The following is a 17,254-nucleotide window of genomic DNA, read 5'->3' on the forward strand; positions in this document are numbered from 1 at the left end:
TCTTTTTTTTAAAGTTACTAATTAATTTATAGTTTCTCCATTACCAACACCTTCAGTATCAGGATTAACAAAAACTAATTTACCATCTGCATTTTCGGTCATTAAAATCATTCCTTCACTATCTACACCACGTAAGGCTCTTGGAGCAAGATTAACCAATACGGTAACTTTTTTACCTATAATCTCTTCTGCGGTGAAGCTTTCTGCAATCCCGGAAACGATGGTACGTACATCAATACCTGTGTCTACTTTTAAAACTAATAGTTTTTTTGCTTTTGGCATTTTCTCCGCTTCAATAATGGTACCTACACGCATGTCTAATTTTGAAAAATCTTCAAAAGTGATGGTTTCTTTTTGTGGCATAACTTCTTTGTTTGCGTTTTCGTTCGCTTTTTTAGTCGCTTCTAGTTTGTCTAACTGTGCTTGTATGGCGTCATCTTCTACTTTAGAGAATAATAATTCTGCTTGTCCTATTTGATGTCCTGCAGGAATTAAAACCTCTTTTGTGGTTACATCATTCCAAGTAGTACCATTTACGGCATCGCCAGAACTCGTATTTAATATATTTTTTAATTTGGTAGAGGTGAAAGGCAAGAAGGGCTCACTTAATACAGCTAATGCAGAAGCAATTTGTAGGGCTACAAACATGATGGTTTTTACGCGCTCTTCATCTTGCTTGATAACTTTCCATGGCTCTTCATCAGCTAAATATTTATTCCCTAAACGCGCTAAAGTCATTAGTTCTTGGCCAGCTTCTCTAAAACGATACCGTTCTATAGAGCTAGCTATAATCTCTGGATATTTTTTTACTTCCGCTAAAGTTTCTAAATCAATTTTAGAAAATGCTCCAGGGGCAGGGATAACCCCTTGGTAGTATTTATTGCTTAAGACCACCACGCGGTTTATAAAATTACCAAAGATAGCCACCAACTCATTGTTGTTTCTAGCTTGAAAATCTTTCCAGGTAAAGTCATTATCTTTTGTTTCCGGAGCGTTAGCGGTTAACGTATAACGTAGCACATCTTGCATGTTTGGAAAATCTTCTAGATATTCATGCAGCCATACGGCCCAATTTTTAGAAGTAGACAATTTGTTGCCTTCTAAATTTAAAAACTCGTTAGCAGGTACATTATCTGGCAAGATATATCCACCATGTGCTTTTAAAATGCTAGGGAAAATAATACAGTGAAAAACAATATTGTCTTTACCTATAAAATGAACCAATTTGGTATTTTCATCTTTCCAATATGGTTCCCAATCTTTTCCTTCTCTGGCTGCCCATTCTTTGGTAGAAGAAATGTATCCAATTGGTGCATCAAACCATACATATAATACTTTGCCTTCGCCACCGGGAACAGGAACAGGAATTCCCCAATCTAAATCACGGGTTACTGCTCTTGGTTTAAGTCCGTCATCAATCCAAGATTTACATTGGCCATAAACATTAGGCTTCCAATCATTTTTATGTCCGTCTAAAATCCATTCTTTTAAAAATGCCTCGTGACGATCTAGAGGTAAAAACCAGTGTTTGGTTTCTTTAACCGTAGGAACAGCACCAGAAATAGTAGATTTTGGATTGATTAAATCGGTAGCATTCAACGTAGAACCACAATTCTCACATTGATCTCCATAGGCTTCTTCATTGCCACACTTAGGGCAAGTACCTACAACAAAACGGTCTGCTAAAAATTGTTTTGCTTCTGGATCGTATAATTGTTCTGTAGTTTCTTCAATAAAATCTCCTTGATCATACATTGTTTTGAAAAACTCAGAAGCAGTTTCATGATGTATTTCTGCAGATGTTCTAGAGTAATTATCAAAAGTGATTCCGAAATCAGCGAAAGACTTTTTGATGATTGCATTGTATTTATCAATCACCTCTTTAGGGGAAATACCTTCTTTTTTTGCCTTCATAGAAATAGCAACACCATGCTCATCACTACCAGATATAAAAGCGACATCTTTACCAATAAGGCGTAAATATCTACTATAAATATCTGCAGGGACGTACACCCCTGCTAAATGACCAATGTGTATTGGACCATTTGTATAAGGTAAAGCTGCGGTAATCGTATATCTAGAAGGGTTTTTCTGATTCTCGGACATTATTTCTGTAATTAGCTCACAAAAATAAAGATTTTTAATGGAGAGGTATGCTTTGTTTTTAAAAACTACAAGAGTTTATAGCTACAAATGTATGTATCATCACAATTATAGGTTTTTTCTTACGTTACTTTACTAAAGACAATCTTATGAGTAATCAAAAACCTTTCAAGAAAATGACCTTAGACACTTCTAATGCTCAAAAGCCAGAAGAAACCACAAAAGAAGAAGTTACGCGGGTTTATAAAGATCAAAACTATGAAACCAAAAAGGCTTTGGCGTTCAAAACTGATGCAGATAAGCCTAAACTTGCTTAATTAAAATAAAAAACCATTTCATCTGTTAAAAACGGATGAAATGGATGCCATAGTAAGTAGGTGTTAATGGGGTGTGTAATATGGCATTAAGCAACCATTACGGATTTGCTCATTTTTTTATTTTGCACTCTAATTCTGTATATATATTTTCCAGAGGCGATGAAATTACTCATGCGCTCCCGTATGTTTATTTCTAAAGAACCCTCGGTCATTATTTCATTGTAAACCGTACCCACATTTTGTCCCATAATATTGTATAATTGAATATCTACATGGGCCGTAAATGGCATCTCTAAATAGATATGTGGGGTTTTATCTGTTGGGTAATAAGGTTTATGAATAATAGCCTCTAATAATTCTGGAGTAGGAATTTCTGCTACAGGATCTTCGGGTCTTGGGTCTAGTGGTGTTGGTGGCGTAGGTTCTCCATCACTATAAACAATTTCATCAAAAACTTCACCACTACAATTAAAACCAAGATTAACAGCTTTATAAGGGTGTCCTAATAAATGTTGTTCAACCAAAGTTCTATCTACACACAACCATTCTGCCAGAACAGTTCCGTAAAGATCTCTAAAGTCCATAGTATACTCTAAGTTACCACGCTCATTTGGATCTTCTAATGAAGGGTGTTCGCCAACAAAAGCACTACCATTTAAACCAGAACCAAAGAATAATGTTGGAGCCGCCTTACCATGATCTGTACCGTTAGAACCGTTTTCAAATATACGTCTACCAAATTCTGAATAGGTCATACTTAAAACCTTATCATCTTGATTGGTACACTTTAAATCTTCGTAAAAATCATTAATAGCAATAGATAAATTAGACATTAGGCGTTCGTGCACTAAAGGCTGATTTCCGTGAGTGTCAAAACCACCCATGGAGATCATGTATACTTTCGTACCTAAATTTCCTTTAATTAAGCGAGCTAATATTTCCAATTGTTTGGCAAAACTATTGTCTTGGTATTCTACACATTGTAAATCTTTTCCACGTTCGTGTGCTTCGTGGATGGTGCCTGAATATTCATATGTGGTATTGGCAACACCTCGTAAAAAACGCAATTGATCTCCATACATACAATCACCAAATATGGTATTTGTAGGATCTGAAATTGCATATTGTTCTCCTGTTTCTGCAATTTTTTCTAACTGATCTATATTACTAGTTACGAATGCATAGTTGGTCTCGTTTCCTTGAAAAACCAAACTTCCATATTGTCCTATTTGGATGGCAGCAGGAGATGCAGGCGGACTTATTAAATAATCTTCATAAATATCTTCAAAATGTCTTCCCATCCAACCGGTACGTTCTCCTGAAAATCCAGAAGTCGTTAGATCTGTATTTGAAAAAATATCATCACCGGTAAAGTGAGATAAACTTTGGTTTCCGTACCCTACGCCATGTACCGCTTTGAACTGGCCTTCACCCCACATGGATTCTAAAGATTTCATGTAAGTAGGAACGCCAAAATCATCGGTTAGACGTAATATTTTGCTTTCAGGAATATATATGTTAGGTCTTGCATTGGCATACAAATCATATTGCTCTATAGGAATAACAGTACTTAGACCATCATTACCACCAGCCAATCGTATTAAAATTACAATTTTATCAGTCTCCGTGTCTGCTATAGCATTGGCTAAGGGCGAAGGAGCTGAAGCACTTACAAGATTACTTCCTAGTAAAATAGAACCAGAACCAGCTAATCCCATAGCTTGTAAAAAGGAACGTCTGCTCCAAGCTTTATGCTCTAGATCATGACCTTCATGCTCTAGTCCTTTATGGGGAGTTTTATTATGAGTATCACACATAGTGGTAGGTTTTTATTTTAATTGAAATTCTGGTTGTCTAATGATGTGGAGTAGTAAAAAGTACAGTTGTTGTTTTGCTGAATCTGCATAATTATAAACAGACCAACTACCATCGCCATCTGGCGCATAATACTGTTCTAGTGATGCATCTCTAAATACATCTAAGGCGTTTTGTAACTGATCTTCTGCAATACCTTTTGGAAATAATTTTGCTAAAAGCGCATTGGTGATATCATCTGGATTATTTACAGACACTGCGTTTGGAACCAGCGAAACAGCCAAATCAAAAAACTGCTCTGAATCAGCGGTATAGAACAATTCTAAAAACATTTCACAAGATAACCAACGGCCAATCATAAAATTATTATTAATCCACTGTCTGTTTCTGTACCAGCCTTCTACACCAGGTTGGTTAAAAACCTCTTGCCCTAGTAATTCACTTGTGCTATACATATTAGCGATAATACTATCAGTATAGCTAAAACTTGTTTCATTAATTAAACTCAAGAATAAATCAAAAGGACTTTTGATGATTACGCCTATAGCTTCGTCATCAAAAAAGTGTTGACTTTTAAATAATTGTGATAGTACCGGAGCAATTTCAAAATCATTTGCTCGAAAGGTAGCAGCCAGCCCATCTATAATAACCTGAGCATTTCCTGCTTGGTCTGTAGAATCTGGATGCACAAAAAACTCATATAATTTTTTACAGATAAAGTAGCTTATTTCATTTGGTCTTTGCGTAAACAAATTATCTATGACGCCATCGTAATCAAAGTTAGCCGTCTGTCCAAAGATCGTTTTTGGCGTATCATCAAATTTTGTTGGGTCAAAATTTACCGGAGACCAAGCTATATCTGGCCTGTCTACGTAACCCGTAAGTGCACGTGCCGTTTCTATAATGTCTTCTTCTGTATAGTTGTTTCCTTCTCCTAGGGTAAATAGCTCGTAAAGCTCACGACCATAATTTTCATTAGGGTTGTTTCCATTATTATAAACACCGTCTAAATAATACAGCATGGCATTGTCAAGACCAATCTCACTTGTGAATGTTCTAAAATTCCCTAGAGCATTACGCTGTAGACAATTTGTATAATGGTATAAATAGGTAGGAGCATCGTATTTTCTTAATTCGGTAACAAAATGATTGCTCCAAAAAAAGCTTAATCGATCTCTTAAATTATTAGATAAAATTGCCCTAGTATATGTTTGTCGCCATTCCTCATATTGCGCGTTTACAATAGGGTTACGTGTTTCACTGTCTTCAGGATAATCTGCTCGTGTCCAATCTGCCCATATGGGAGCGGCACTTTCTGGCATAGAAGTAGCTTCATTAATAATCGCATTTACTAAAGACTCTGCTGTTTGGCCTACTGCACTTTCAATAGTAGCTACTGAGGCACTAAGTCCTATTCTTCGGTAAAAATGTTCTGCTCTTTGCTTGTCCAATGGCGTTGTGTAGGGACTAAGCGGAGCGGTATTACAATTTATAAAGTATTCCATACTGAAGTTCTAAAATTGGTTATTTTGGGGGAATTCATATATGTAAAATGTTATGTATATTACATATAACTCAACAATAGCAATAAAATTACGTAGCACTAGGTGTTTTGGACGTCTAAGTACCTATATTTTCGATGAAGTGCGTAATTATTGAAATAAAGTGATAAAATTTATGGCAATTCATAACGATTTTGGCAAATTAGGGGAAGAACAAGCGGTAAAGCACCTTGAGAAAAATGGATATACGGTACTGGAAAAAAATTATCGTTATCTAAAAGCTGAAGTTGATATTATTGCGAGAAGTAAAGATATTTTGGTGATTGTAGAAGTGAAATCTAGAAATACCGGCTTTATTGCCGACCTATCTGATTTAATACATCAAAAAAAAATAAACCTGCTTATTGCTGCAGCACATCAATATGTCACTTTCCATGATTTAGATGTAGAGGTACGCTTTGATATTATTACCGTTGTACAACAAAAAGGAGGCTTGGAAATCAATCACATAGAAGGTGCTTTTTATCATTTCTAAATATTTGTTTTATTTATAACAATTTGTTATATTTGCATCTCACAACCGGAATCATGAAAACAATATCTTCTGTCGTAGAACATTACATTAAGAAAAAACCCTTTTTACAAAGTGCATTAGCACAAGGAATTATTAACCTTACCTCATTATCTAGGATTGTTAAGCCAGAGATTGAAGCCGAATTGGGGAAAGACATTCGGAATGGCGCCATTGTAATGGCGTTAAAAAGGTTATCGGATGACTTAGAGTTTAGGGCAACTCACAAAATTATCAAAGTACTTAAAAATATTGGTGAGATTACAGTACGTTCTTCCTTAACTGATTTTACTTTTTTATTATCGGATAGTCTTTTAGAAAATCAGCGCTTGTTGCTGAAAGAAGTAAATAAAGACAAGGATGTTTTTTATACTTCTTCAAGGGGTGTAAATGAATTGAACATTGTAGTGAGCAATAGTTTAGATAAAACTGTTGAAGCGTTATTTGAAGGAGAGCGCTGTACTCAAAAAGCAGAAAACTTGTCTTCGATTACTGTGAAGTTACCTTCGGAAAACGTTACAGTTCCTGGAATTTACTATTTTATTTTCCAGCGCTTGGCATGGGAAGGGATTGTACTTTATGAAGTAATCTCTACTACCAATGAGTTCACCATCTTAGTAGATGATGAACATGTAGATATTGCTTTTAAAACCATTAAAGATTTAAAAACATTATAATACCGTAATACCGTATAGCTATTAAAAGCAGTTAGTAGATTTTCTTTAGAAATTCTACGGCTGCTTTATCATCTTCTGGCTTGGCGATAATTCTTTTTTCGCTGTCCAATATGTAATAGGTTGGTGTAGCATGTACATCGTACAATTCAGCATATTCACTATCCCATTTTCCTAAAGAAATGGCATGTTTGAAATTAGGCAATTTTGCAGCTTCAATTTCCCAATTTTCTACTTCATCCTCTAATCCTACGGCTAAAACGGTAAGATCTGTTTGGTTTTTAAACTCCTTGTGTAGTGCAGGCAATTCTTTTAAACAATGCCCACAGGTACTACTCCAGAAAATTAAAACATAGTTTTTTGCAGGAGCTAAGCCGCTAAGTTTATTAAGCTCTTTTCCCGTCTTCCAAGTAATTTCTGGTGCTACTTCTCCAATTCGGAGTCTATTATGTGCTTCAATAGTATTCTTTGCCTCTAGGTTTTCTGTGGCAATAGCTAAGTCTTTTAAGTAATGAGTATAGATATAGTCTGATACAGTATTATAATCATAGGCTACTGCCGTATTCCATAATTCATAATATGTATAAAACTTAAAATCATCCGTTAAACTCCCTAAAGGAGTAGAAATATTACCTACATTTTTGATTACCTCTTGCTCTAATTCATCCGTACCGCTAAGGGTAAGTGGTAATGCTGTAAAAACATAATTCGTTAATTTATCGGTCAAGAAAACAGAACTTTGTAAGACAGGGTTACTGAAATCTATTGCCTTGAAATAATTTTCTTTCTTACCAGCAACATAGGCCTCAGCAGTACTATAAGCCTCAGGAATATAAGGAGCGTTAGCTGTAATAAAATGATTGGCTATTAAACCTTCAGATTTAGTTTCGTAGTTTTTTTGAATACTAGTAAGAGATTTTAGAAGCGAATTAAATTCCTTTTTATTGGTTTTTTGCTTGCTATAAAAGGTAATAATATCCTGCTCCACAGCGCTAATTTCTGCTAGATAGTCACTCAAAGTACTATTCTCTATAGAGTTGGTGTAAGCTGCACCATCATCTGAATTAAAGGTAAAGACAATATCTTCTTTTCCGTTATAGATGACATCAAAGTTATATTCCTCCTGTGGTACGGCATATACTAATCGATACATGCCCGGTTCTGCATTTTCTGGCATATCTAAAGTAGCTTTTCCAAATTGGATGGCTGTATCTGTGGTATATGCTTGTGTTCCAGGTTTTATGCGGTATGCAATAAGCCACGTATAATCTTCAGCAGGCGTAAATGTCCCGGATATGGTATGTTGTGCGTTTGCGCTTAAAGCAACGAACGTTGATAATAGTAAAAGAATCTTTTTCATGTTTTGTATTTTACAAAAATCACTCCAATAATTAATTTGAAGCTAATTTATTTTCTTTTTCAAAAGGTTGCATGGCTAAATATGCTTTGTCTATAGATCTTATGTTTTCAAAAACTAATAACAATCGGAGTCCGTTTCTAGTTTGCTTTTCTTTAATCTTACATAATTTAGGATGCGCTTGTACAAATTGTAAAACGCTAGTAAAATTAGCGCTTTGATAGAATGCAGATTGTTGGTCAGCAATAAAATAGCCTATCATTTTTCCTTGCTTCATGACAATTTTTTCCAAACCAATAGCATTGGCTATCCATTTTATACGAACAGAATTTAATAAGTCCTCTGCTTCAATTGGCAACTCGCCAAAACGGTCTATTAAGTCCAATTCAAATTTCTTTAAGCCTTCTTCATCGCTAATTTGATTTAGTGCGGTATATAAATTTAAACGCTCTGTAATATTATTGATATAGTCATCAGGAAATAGCAATTCAAAATCAGCATCAATCTGAGTTTCTTTTACGAAGACCTTTTCATGTTCGCGCCCATCAATTTCCTCATATAGATCTTTAAACTCATTTTCTTTTAGTTCATCAACAGCTTCTGCTAATATTTTTTGATAGGCATCAAAACCAATATCATTTATAAATCCGCTTTGTTCACCACCAAGAATATCTCCTGCACCGCGAATTTCTAGATCTTTCATTGCGATATTAAATCCGCTACCTAATTCTGTAAATTGCTCTAAGGCTTCAATACGTTTGCGGGCATCAGAGGTCATGACCTCATACGGCGGAGTGATAAAGTAACAGAACGCCTTTTTGTTACTACGCCCAACTCTACCACGCATTTGATGCAAATCGCTCAATCCAAAATTATTGGCATTATTTATAAAAATGGTATTGGCATTAGAAACATCTAATCCGCTTTCTATAATGGTTGTAGACACTAAGACATCAAACTCTCCATTGATAAAAGCAAGCATTAGGCTCTCTAACTTTTTACCATCCATTTGGCCGTGACCAATACCAATTTTGGCATCAGGCACTAAACGCTGTAATAAACCAGCAACTTCCTTGATGTTTTCTACACGGTTATGGATGAAAAATACTTGTCCTCCACGTTGAATTTCATAACTAACCGCATCCCGAATGGTTTCTTCAGAAAAGCGAATAACATCACTCTGAATAGGATATCTGTTTGGTGGTGCTGTATTTATAACCGATAAATCACGAGCGGCCATTAAACTAAATTGTAACGTTCTCGGGATAGGAGTGGCCGTTAAGGTTAAGACATCTACATTCTCCTTAATAGACTTTAGTTTATCTTTTACGGCAACGCCAAACTTCTGCTCTTCATCAACAATTAATAAGCCTAAGTCTTTAAATCTCACGTTTTTATTTACCAGCTGGTGGGTACCTATAATGATATCAACTTTACCGTCAGCTAATTTTTCAAGTGTTTCTTTTTTCTCTTTAGCAGTTCTAAATCTGTTTAAATAATCTACCGTTACTGGCATATCTTTTAACCGTTCGCTGAAAGTTCTACTATGCTGAAATGCAAGAATTGTTGTGGGTACTAAAACGGCTACTTGCTTGCCATTTGCTACCGCTTTAAAGGCAGCTCTAATAGCCACCTCTGTTTTTCCAAAACCTACATCCCCACAAATTAAACGATCCATTGGTCGCTCACTTTCCATATCGCGCTTAATGTCTTCAGTAGCTTTACTCTGGTCTGGCGTGTCTTCGTAGATGAAGGAAGCTTCTAATTCATGTTGTAAGTAGCCATCGGGAGCATATTGAAATCCTTTTTCTGACCTACGTTTGGCATAGACTTGAATTAAATCAAAAGCAATTTTCTTAACTCTAGACTTCGCTTTTTCTTTTACTTTCTTCCAAGCACCAGAACCAAGCTTATATATTTTGGGAGGCGTACCATCTTTGCCTGTGAACTTAGATATTTTATGCAGAGAATGAATGCTGACATACAAAATATCACGCTCGCCATATACTAATTTTATAGCCTCTTGCTTTTTACCTTCGACATCTATTTTTTGTAAGCCTCCAAATTTTCCAACACCATGATCCATGTGGGTTACATAGTCGCCAATGTCTAAACGAGTAAGTTCTTTAAGCGTAATGGCTTGTTTCTTAGAGTAGCCATTTTTTACATGAAATTTATGGTAGCGCTCAAAAATTTGATGATCTGTAAAACAGGTTATTTTTAAATCGACATCTATAAAACCTTGAAAAAGAGAATAGACTACTGTTTTGTAATGTACTTTTTTTCCAACTTCATCAAAAATATCATGAAAACGTTGCGCTTGTTGCTCTGTGGAACAAAAAATATAATTAGTAAACCCAGCTTTTTCTTGTTCGTTTAAACTATCAATAAGTAAATCGAACTTTTTATTGAAAGAAGGCTGAGGTCTTGTGTTGAATTGAATTTCTTCTTCGATACTTTTTTGCGAAGGGTTGCCGCCAATAATTAAACTAAAAGCCTCTAATTCTTTTTTAAATAAGGTAGAATCTACAAAGAGGGCTTTTGGTTCTGCATGTTTAATTTCTGTAGAGAGCTTGCTGAAAGCTTCTGTGGCTTTCTCGAAAAAAGAATCTAAGCGGTCTAGTAAAATATCAATATCACTGTTAAAAATTAAAGTGTTTGATGCGATATATTGAAGAAAACTCTCTCTAGATTCATCTAAAAATTTGTTTTCTACATTGGGAATAATGGTAATCTTGTTTAATTTTTCAAGCGAAAGTTGTGTTTCTACATCAAAGGTTCTGATGCTTTCTACTTCATCACCAAAAAATTCTAAACGATAGGGTTCATCATTAGAAAAAGAGAATACATCTACGATACCCCCACGAACAGAAAATTCTCCTGGCTCTGTGACAAAATCTACTCGTTTAAATTTATATTCGAAGAGCACTTCGTTTAAAAAATCGAGCGATAAAGAATCTTCAATTTTTATTTTTAACGTGTTTTTATCTAACTCTTTTCTGGTGACTACTTTTTCAAAGAGGGCATCTGGATACGTGACAATAACTGCGGGTTTCTTACGTGAATTAATTCGGTTTAAAACTTCGGCCCGTAGTAAAACATTTGCATTGTCGGTTTCTTCAATTTGATAAGGTCTACGGTAGCTTCCCGGATAGAATAGCACATCTTTTTCACCAATCATTTGTTCCAGATCGTTCAAATGATACGCCGCTTCTTCTTTGTCGTTAAAAATTAAAAGAAAAGGCTGCTTTGCGGTCTTAAACGCATCGGTTAACACAAACGATAAGGAAGATCCTATGAGACCTTTTATGTTGATAGTACCTTTTGTATGTTCAAAATTGGAAATAGCAGTGCGCAGTTTCTGCAATTGCGGAGACTGTTCGTAGAGTTGTTGAATGATTTTTTGGCTCAACTTAAAACTTTTGTGCAAATATAAACATACCTCGTAAATGCATTGCGTTCATTTTTAATCAATATGAATCACTTTTTGTCTCAAAAAGTGCAGAACTTGGTAGCTCTATAAAATTAAGAAGATGGCAAACAAGAAATTTGATGTATTTGTAATAGGAGGTGGTAGTGCAGGGCAAGCTGTAGCAAAGTCATGTGCGGAAGCAGGAATGAGTGTGGCAATCACGGAACGCCGTGATTATGGCGGTACTTGCCCATTGCGTGGTTGTGATCCAAAAAAAGCACTTTTAGCATCGACAGAAGTTTTAGAATTTGCTAAACATATGAATGGAAATGGGATTGTAAAATTACCCAAACTACTTTGGAGTGATATGCAAAAATTTAAAAAAACCTTTACGAAACCCATTCCTAAGGCTTCAAAAGACAGCTTAAAAGAGTTGGGCATTACAGTTTTTTCTGGTGCAGCTTCTTTTTTATCAGAAACAACAATTACGGTAGGCGACGAAATTATTGAGGCCGATAAATTTGTTATAGCTACAGGTCTGAAGCCCATTGAATTACCAATTGAAGGCGCTGCCTTACTGAAGACCAGTGAAGACTTTCTTAATTTAAAAAAGCTTCCAGAACATTTAGTATTTGTGGGTGGGGGGTATATAGGAATGGAATTTGCTCATATGGCGGCAAGGGCAGGAGCAAAGGTGACTGTTATTCACTCTCATGAAAGACCATTGCAAGGTTTTGATCCTGACTTAGTAGATACCTTGGTTGCTTATTCTAAAAAAATAGGGGTTAAATTTTTATTTAAGGCGAAAGTGAATAAAGTAAAAGAAGGGAAAAATAAGTTAAAAGTATATTATGAGCATGAGGATACAACCAAACACATTAAGGCGAATATTGTCTTTAATACCGCTGGGCGTGTACCTGCAATAGACCAACTTGATTTAGAGAAGGCAAAGGTTTCTTTTAGCGAAAAAGGAATTGACGTAAATGAATACCTTCAAAACGCTGGAAATATGAATATCTACGCGTGCGGGGATGTTACAGACCATGGATTACCATTAACTTCTATGACGGGGCCAGAAGCAAATACCGTTTCGGCAAATATTATTAAAGGAAACAAAGTAAAGGTACATACCCCCGTGATTCCTTCGGTAGTCTATACCTTACCTAATCTAGCTAGTGTGGGTTTGAGTGAAGAAGAAGCTAAGAAAAGATATAAAAACGTACTCGTAAATCATGAGTCTGCCGCAGATTGGTTTAACGCAAGGCGAATAAACGCACCGATATATGCTTATAAAATTTTAATCAACGAACGTACAAAAGCAATTGTCGGTGCGCATATTATTGGACCGCATGCAGGAGAAACTATTAACTTATTTTCATTGGCCATCCGGAAAGAGATGACCGTAGATGATATGAAGGCTATCGTATTTACGTATCCTTCTTGGGGTTATGATGTAAATAGAATGTTATAAAATTAGTTATGTAAACGTTCCTTCAATTTGATAGCAGGGCCAGTGGCCCTGTTTTTGTAGGCGTGATAAAAAGTAGATGAGAATAGTATAACACTGGCCACTACGGCTGTATATGCTATTTCAGGATAGTCTTCAATTTGACGAACGTAGATAGCGATAAATGCCCAAACAGCCACAAGTGCAAATTCTCTCATGTTTCGTTTATAGGTCATCAAAAGATTTATCACTGTAGCAATACCAATCATAAGTATGGCCCAAGTAGCTTCTGATAAAAACCCACCAGACCAGCCAAGTTTCGCTAGATAGGCGGTAATATTTGCAATCGTCGCTACAGTAATCCAACCGCTATATAAACAAATAGGCCACCATACAAAGGCAATAATTTCTATCGGAGCATCCCAACGTTCCATATTGGTATTTAGGATAATCTTTATTAAGGAAAATAAGATCCCAAACATAATTAAAACAGATAGCCCTGTATAATCATACACGAAGGCAAAGACCCATAACCCGTTTAGAAAATTAGTGATAGCAAACCAATATCCTGTTTGTAAGATAAAATCGGTTTTCTTAACACTAAAAAAAGCTCTTCGCACTTGAAAAATAGCATATCCTATTAAAGACAAAAAGATTAGGCCCCAAATGGCAAATGCAAAACCTGCTGGCGTAAATAAATTGTCGTATTGTTTACTTATTTGGCCTATAGTGGTATCGTTAAATTTTAACGCTTGTGATACATAGTTAACGATAATCACGAAGAGTACAGAGGCCGAGTTTACTAATGCTAATTTCTTTTCCATAGGATAAAATTAAGTGCCTTGAAATTTAGTTGTTGATGATATCCAATTTAAAATGAACTTAGATAACGTAAGAAGCAATATCTATTTTAAATATTTCGTCTTTTGTAATAACAAACACCTCGTGTTCTTTAGTAGGTTGTAATGAAAATGTTCCTGTAAATTCGCCAAACGCAGGCAATATCATTTGGTGGTCTGATTTATAAAAGCAGGCTAATTTTAAAATCTGTCTCCCACTACCTTTTAATTTTATAGCGGGGTGAATATGTCCTGCGAAATTAAATAGTCCTTTGCGTTCTTCAGGGTGATGTGTAAATAGAAACCCTTGCGTTACAATTTCTTGAATCACTTCAATATTTAAAGCTTCATATTTTAAGGGCGATATAATATCGTGATTTCCGGCAACTAAAACTAGTTTTGCAGTTGTTTTCGCTACCCAATCTTCAAACAAATTCCATTCTGTATTCATAGAGGAATGAAATAAATCACCCAAAAAACAAATACTTTTAGGTTTAAATTGAGTAACAATAGCCTCTAAAAGCATAAAATTTTTCTGTATGGCTTTATGCGGAACGGCAGCACCGTGTTTTCTAAAATGCGATATTTTTCCAAAGTGAATATCGCTAACAATAAGTGTGCTTTTTTCTTCCCAAAAAAGCGCACCCGAACAATGCATGGTAAATGTCTGATTGTTTACTTGTATAGATTCTGTCATTCATGACAAAAATAAGAAAAAGCGAAGTGCTTTTTACTTTTTGGTAAGAATAGCGGTCATACGTTTGATACGGTCTGCTAATTTTTCACTAGATAATTTTTCTCGTAATCTATCTGTAATTATAGGGAATGAAAATGGTGTTGGTTTCTGGCATGCTTTCCAGACAATTTCTTGTTGTGAAATACGCTCTAGTGCCAGTCGTAAACGCCCTTCTTCTAATTGATGTTCAAATGTTTCCGTGAAGGCTTGTTGAAAAAGTAAATTGTCAGCTTCATAGTCTCTAAAGACATCAAAAAGGAGTTGTGAGCTGCTTTGTAAATGCTTCATTTTTACACCCTTATTTGGATATCCTGTAAACACCATTCCACTGATTACGGCAATGTCACGAAATTTTCTACGCGCCATTTCTGTGGCATTTAAACTCTTCTGTAAGTCACTCAGCATAAAGTCTGTGGAAAATAAATCATTATCTAGAACCTGTTGTATGTCTATCTCTTGATCTGAGAGCAATTCAAATCCGTAGTCATTAAACGCCAGCGAAAAAGTTATCGGTGAAAGCAAACTTATGCGGTAGCCCAAAAGGCTTCCCATGGCTTCATGCACAAACCTACCTTCAAAGGGATAAAAAATATGGTGGTAACCATCACGAGTTTTAAATGTTTCTATTAAGAATTCATTGGGTTTTGGAACAATACTTTCTTTACGTTGTTGAGTAAATACAGGCTCTAGTGCGATTAGCTCTGGGCCTATTTCTTTTTTGGTTAAATGGTTTGCCGATGCTTTGTATAATTCTTCACGTAGCAATTCAGACATTTGAGCAGAAAAAGTGAGACGCCCACCCATCCAACTTGGTATTTTGTTTGTTTTTTTAGTAGAATTGCGCACATGTACTTGCATGTCTTTTATCCGAATAAACTCTAGATTTCTTCCAGCAAATGTAAAGATATCTCCAGGAGATAATTTGGAAACGAAGAACTCTTCAATAGATCCAATAAAACCTCCTTTTTGATAGCGTACCGTTAAATTGGCATCGCTAACAATAGTTCCTATCTGAAAGCGATGCCGCATGGCAATACCTTTATTATTGACTTTAAATTTACCATCTTCCTCAAGGGCTACTTTTTTGTATTCATCATAGGTCTGCAAGCTTTGGCTTCCTAAGACTAAAAAGTTGAGTAGCCATTGCCATTGCTCTTTGGAGAGTGCTTGGTAGCAAAAGGTTTTAATTACTTCTTGGTAAATTTCATCCGGATAAAAGCCATCGGAAATAGCGAGCGTGGTGAGGTATTGCAGTAGCACATCATAACTATTCAAATACGGAATCCGGTCTTCTACTACGGTATGTTTTACCGCTTCTTGCAAAGCAGAAGCTTCGATAAGTTCTATAGCGTGAGTGGGTAAAAAATAGATGACGCTCTCTTTTCCTGGTCGGTGGCCACTGCGACCAGCACGTTGTAAAAAACGTGCCACCCCTTTGGGACCTCCAATTTGTATTACCGTTTCTACGGGAGCAAAATCTACGCCTAAATCTAAACTAGACGTGCAGACAACGGCCTTTAAGTTTGCATTACGGATGGCTTGTTCTACCCAAAGTCGGGTTTCTTTATTAATACTTCCATGGTGCATGGCAATTTCGCCAGCATACTCAGGATGTTTTTCTAAAATTTTTTGAAACCAGATTTCGCACTGACTTCTGGTATTGGTAAATAGTAAGGTGGTTTTACTATTGTTAATTATAGGGATAATCTCTTCTAATAAATGCAAGCCTAAATGTCCGCGCCACGGAAAGGTCTCCATTTTTTTAGGGATGATGCTTTTTACCGTAATTTTCTTATTCAGTTTAGCTTTTAGTAGAACTGAATTTTCAAGTGCCTTAGAATCGGTGCCCAATAGCACTTCTCGTGCCTGGTCTAGGTTGCCTATCGTTGCAGAGATTCCCCATATTCGAAGTTCTTTAGAAACTGTTTTTAGACGAGAAAGAGCCAGTTCCATTTGTACCCCTCTTTTGGTGCCTAACAGTTCATGCCATTCATCTACGACGATGGCGGTACACCCTTTAAACAGTTTGTCGTAACCTTTAGAAGCCAAGAGTAACTGTAAACTTTCGGGAGTGGTTATTAACAAATCGGGCATTTGCTTTTTCTGAGCAGTCCGCTCTTTTGTGCTGGTGTCTCCAGTCCTAATCCCTACCGTCATCTGTGTGCCTAAATCAGCAGCAACTCGTTCTGCAGATTGTCTAATCTCGTCAGATAAAGCACGCAGGGGAGTAATCCAAACAGCTTTCAAACCTTTTTTATGGTTGGTTTTGTACTCAGGATTAGATTTTATGTAATTTAGAATTATAGGAAACCATAGGGCATAGGTTTTTCCGCTTCCTGTGGGAGCGTTTAACAATCCGTTTTTACCCTGCAAAAAAGCTTTCCAAGTATCTTTTTGGAATTTAAATGGTTTCCAATTGTTTTCTTGAAACCAATTCTGTGCAATAGTATATAATTCGTCTCTATTCATAGTACGGTTAGG

At 36.0% G+C, this 17,254-nt stretch carries 12 protein-coding genes; 4 read left to right on the forward strand and 8 right to left on the reverse strand.

What is annotated here, in order from left to right:
- Window positions 1-21: 21 nt before the first annotated feature.
- A complete protein-coding gene (gene metG / locus M666_RS06710) occupies window positions 22-2,106 on the reverse strand; it encodes a methionine--tRNA ligase (RefSeq protein WP_025616061.1) in 2,085 nt (694 codons plus the stop codon).
- Between the two features lie 146 nt (window positions 2,107-2,252).
- Here metG and M666_RS20485 point away from each other — a divergent pair, with 146 nt between their 5' ends.
- Window positions 2,253-2,420, forward strand: coding sequence for a hypothetical protein (locus M666_RS20485; RefSeq protein ID WP_155854741.1), 168 nt, complete (start codon window positions 2,253-2,255; stop codon window positions 2,418-2,420).
- A gap of 86 nt (window positions 2,421-2,506) precedes the next feature.
- Here M666_RS20485 and M666_RS06715 read toward each other — a convergent pair whose 3' ends face one another.
- Together M666_RS06715 and M666_RS06720 are read right to left on the reverse strand one after the other, a co-directional pair.
- On the reverse strand, window positions 2,507-4,237 hold the full coding sequence (locus M666_RS06715) for a DUF1501 domain-containing protein (RefSeq protein WP_024482042.1): 1,731 nt from the start codon (window positions 4,235-4,237) through the stop codon (window positions 2,507-2,509).
- A gap of 12 nt (window positions 4,238-4,249) precedes the next feature.
- Window positions 4,250-5,740 carry a DUF1800 domain-containing protein gene (locus tag M666_RS06720; RefSeq protein ID WP_029447259.1) on the reverse strand — a complete coding sequence of 497 codons (1,491 nt, stop codon included), beginning with the start codon at window positions 5,738-5,740 and terminating at the stop codon, window positions 4,250-4,252.
- 172 nt (window positions 5,741-5,912) lie between these two features.
- Here M666_RS06720 and M666_RS06725 point away from each other — a divergent pair, with 172 nt between their 5' ends.
- Both M666_RS06725 and M666_RS06730 read left to right on the forward strand, forming a co-directional pair.
- On the forward strand, window positions 5,913-6,272 hold the full coding sequence (locus M666_RS06725) for a YraN family protein (RefSeq protein ID WP_029447258.1): 360 nt from the start codon (window positions 5,913-5,915) through the stop codon (window positions 6,270-6,272).
- 53 nt (window positions 6,273-6,325) lie between these two features.
- On the forward strand, window positions 6,326-6,985 hold the full coding sequence (locus M666_RS06730; RefSeq protein ID WP_024482039.1) for an aspartate kinase: 660 nt from the start codon (window positions 6,326-6,328) through the stop codon (window positions 6,983-6,985).
- 31 nt (window positions 6,986-7,016) lie between these two features.
- Here M666_RS06730 and M666_RS06735 read toward each other — a convergent pair whose 3' ends face one another.
- Window positions 7,017-8,342 (reverse strand): TlpA family protein disulfide reductase, encoded by a 1,326-nt coding sequence (locus tag M666_RS06735; RefSeq protein ID WP_029447257.1) that lies wholly within the window; start codon window positions 8,340-8,342, stop codon window positions 7,017-7,019.
- Window positions 8,343-8,373: 31 nt separating this feature from the next.
- On the reverse strand, window positions 8,374-11,751 hold the full coding sequence (gene mfd, locus M666_RS06740) for a transcription-repair coupling factor (protein ID WP_029447256.1): 3,378 nt from the start codon (window positions 11,749-11,751) through the stop codon (window positions 8,374-8,376).
- A 121-nt stretch (window positions 11,752-11,872) separates the two neighbouring features.
- Here mfd and M666_RS06745 point away from each other — a divergent pair, with 121 nt between their 5' ends.
- Window positions 11,873-13,222, forward strand: coding sequence for a dihydrolipoyl dehydrogenase family protein (locus tag M666_RS06745; protein ID WP_029447255.1), 1,350 nt, complete (start codon window positions 11,873-11,875; stop codon window positions 13,220-13,222).
- A gap of 2 nt (window positions 13,223-13,224) precedes the next feature.
- On the opposite strand, the gene M666_RS06750 is transcribed toward M666_RS06745, so the two are convergent.
- The 3 genes from M666_RS06750 to M666_RS06760 are packed head-to-tail and all read right to left on the reverse strand — an operon-like array spanning window position 13,225 to window position 17,242.
- A complete protein-coding gene (locus tag M666_RS06750) occupies window positions 13,225-14,022 on the reverse strand; it encodes a TspO-related membrane protein (protein ID WP_029447254.1) in 798 nt (265 codons plus the stop codon).
- Between the two features lie 58 nt (window positions 14,023-14,080).
- Window positions 14,081-14,734: a ligase-associated DNA damage response endonuclease PdeM gene (gene pdeM / locus M666_RS06755; protein ID WP_029447253.1), complete on the reverse strand. Its 654-nt coding sequence runs from the start codon at window positions 14,732-14,734 to the stop codon at window positions 14,081-14,083.
- Between the two features lie 33 nt (window positions 14,735-14,767).
- Window positions 14,768-17,242 carry a ligase-associated DNA damage response DEXH box helicase gene (locus M666_RS06760; protein WP_029447252.1) on the reverse strand — a complete coding sequence of 825 codons (2,475 nt, stop codon included), beginning with the start codon at window positions 17,240-17,242 and terminating at the stop codon, window positions 14,768-14,770.
- Between the last annotated feature and the right edge of the window lie 12 nt (window positions 17,243-17,254).

Origin of the sequence: Cellulophaga baltica 18 (assembly GCF_000468615.2) — a bacterium.
GTDB lineage: Bacteria > Bacteroidota > Bacteroidia > Flavobacteriales > Flavobacteriaceae > Cellulophaga > Cellulophaga baltica.

What these genes read in the sequence shown, in the direction of transcription:
- metG (WP_025616061.1), bottom strand. Translation starts at nt 2,106, where the DNA reads ATGTCCGAGAATCAGAAAAACCCTTCTAGATATACGATTACCGCAGCT.
- M666_RS20485 (WP_155854741.1), top strand. Translation starts at nt 2,253, where the DNA reads ATGAGTAATCAAAAACCTTTCAAGAAAATGACCTTAGACACTTCTAAT.
- M666_RS06715 (WP_024482042.1), bottom strand. Translation starts at nt 4,237, where the DNA reads ATGTGTGATACTCATAATAAAACTCCCCATAAAGGACTAGAGCATGAA.
- M666_RS06720 (WP_029447259.1), bottom strand. Translation starts at nt 5,740, where the DNA reads ATGGAATACTTTATAAATTGTAATACCGCTCCGCTTAGTCCCTACACA.
- M666_RS06725 (WP_029447258.1), top strand. Translation starts at nt 5,913, where the DNA reads ATGGCAATTCATAACGATTTTGGCAAATTAGGGGAAGAACAAGCGGTA.
- M666_RS06730 (WP_024482039.1), top strand. Translation starts at nt 6,326, where the DNA reads ATGAAAACAATATCTTCTGTCGTAGAACATTACATTAAGAAAAAACCC.
- M666_RS06735 (WP_029447257.1), bottom strand. Translation starts at nt 8,342, where the DNA reads ATGAAAAAGATTCTTTTACTATTATCAACGTTCGTTGCTTTAAGCGCA.
- M666_RS06745 (WP_029447255.1), top strand. Translation starts at nt 11,873, where the DNA reads ATGGCAAACAAGAAATTTGATGTATTTGTAATAGGAGGTGGTAGTGCA.
- M666_RS06750 (WP_029447254.1), bottom strand. Translation starts at nt 14,022, where the DNA reads ATGGAAAAGAAATTAGCATTAGTAAACTCGGCCTCTGTACTCTTCGTG.
- pdeM (WP_029447253.1), bottom strand. Translation starts at nt 14,734, where the DNA reads ATGACAGAATCTATACAAGTAAACAATCAGACATTTACCATGCATTGT.
- M666_RS06760 (WP_029447252.1), bottom strand. Translation starts at nt 17,242, where the DNA reads ATGAATAGAGACGAATTATATACTATTGCACAGAATTGGTTTCAAGAA.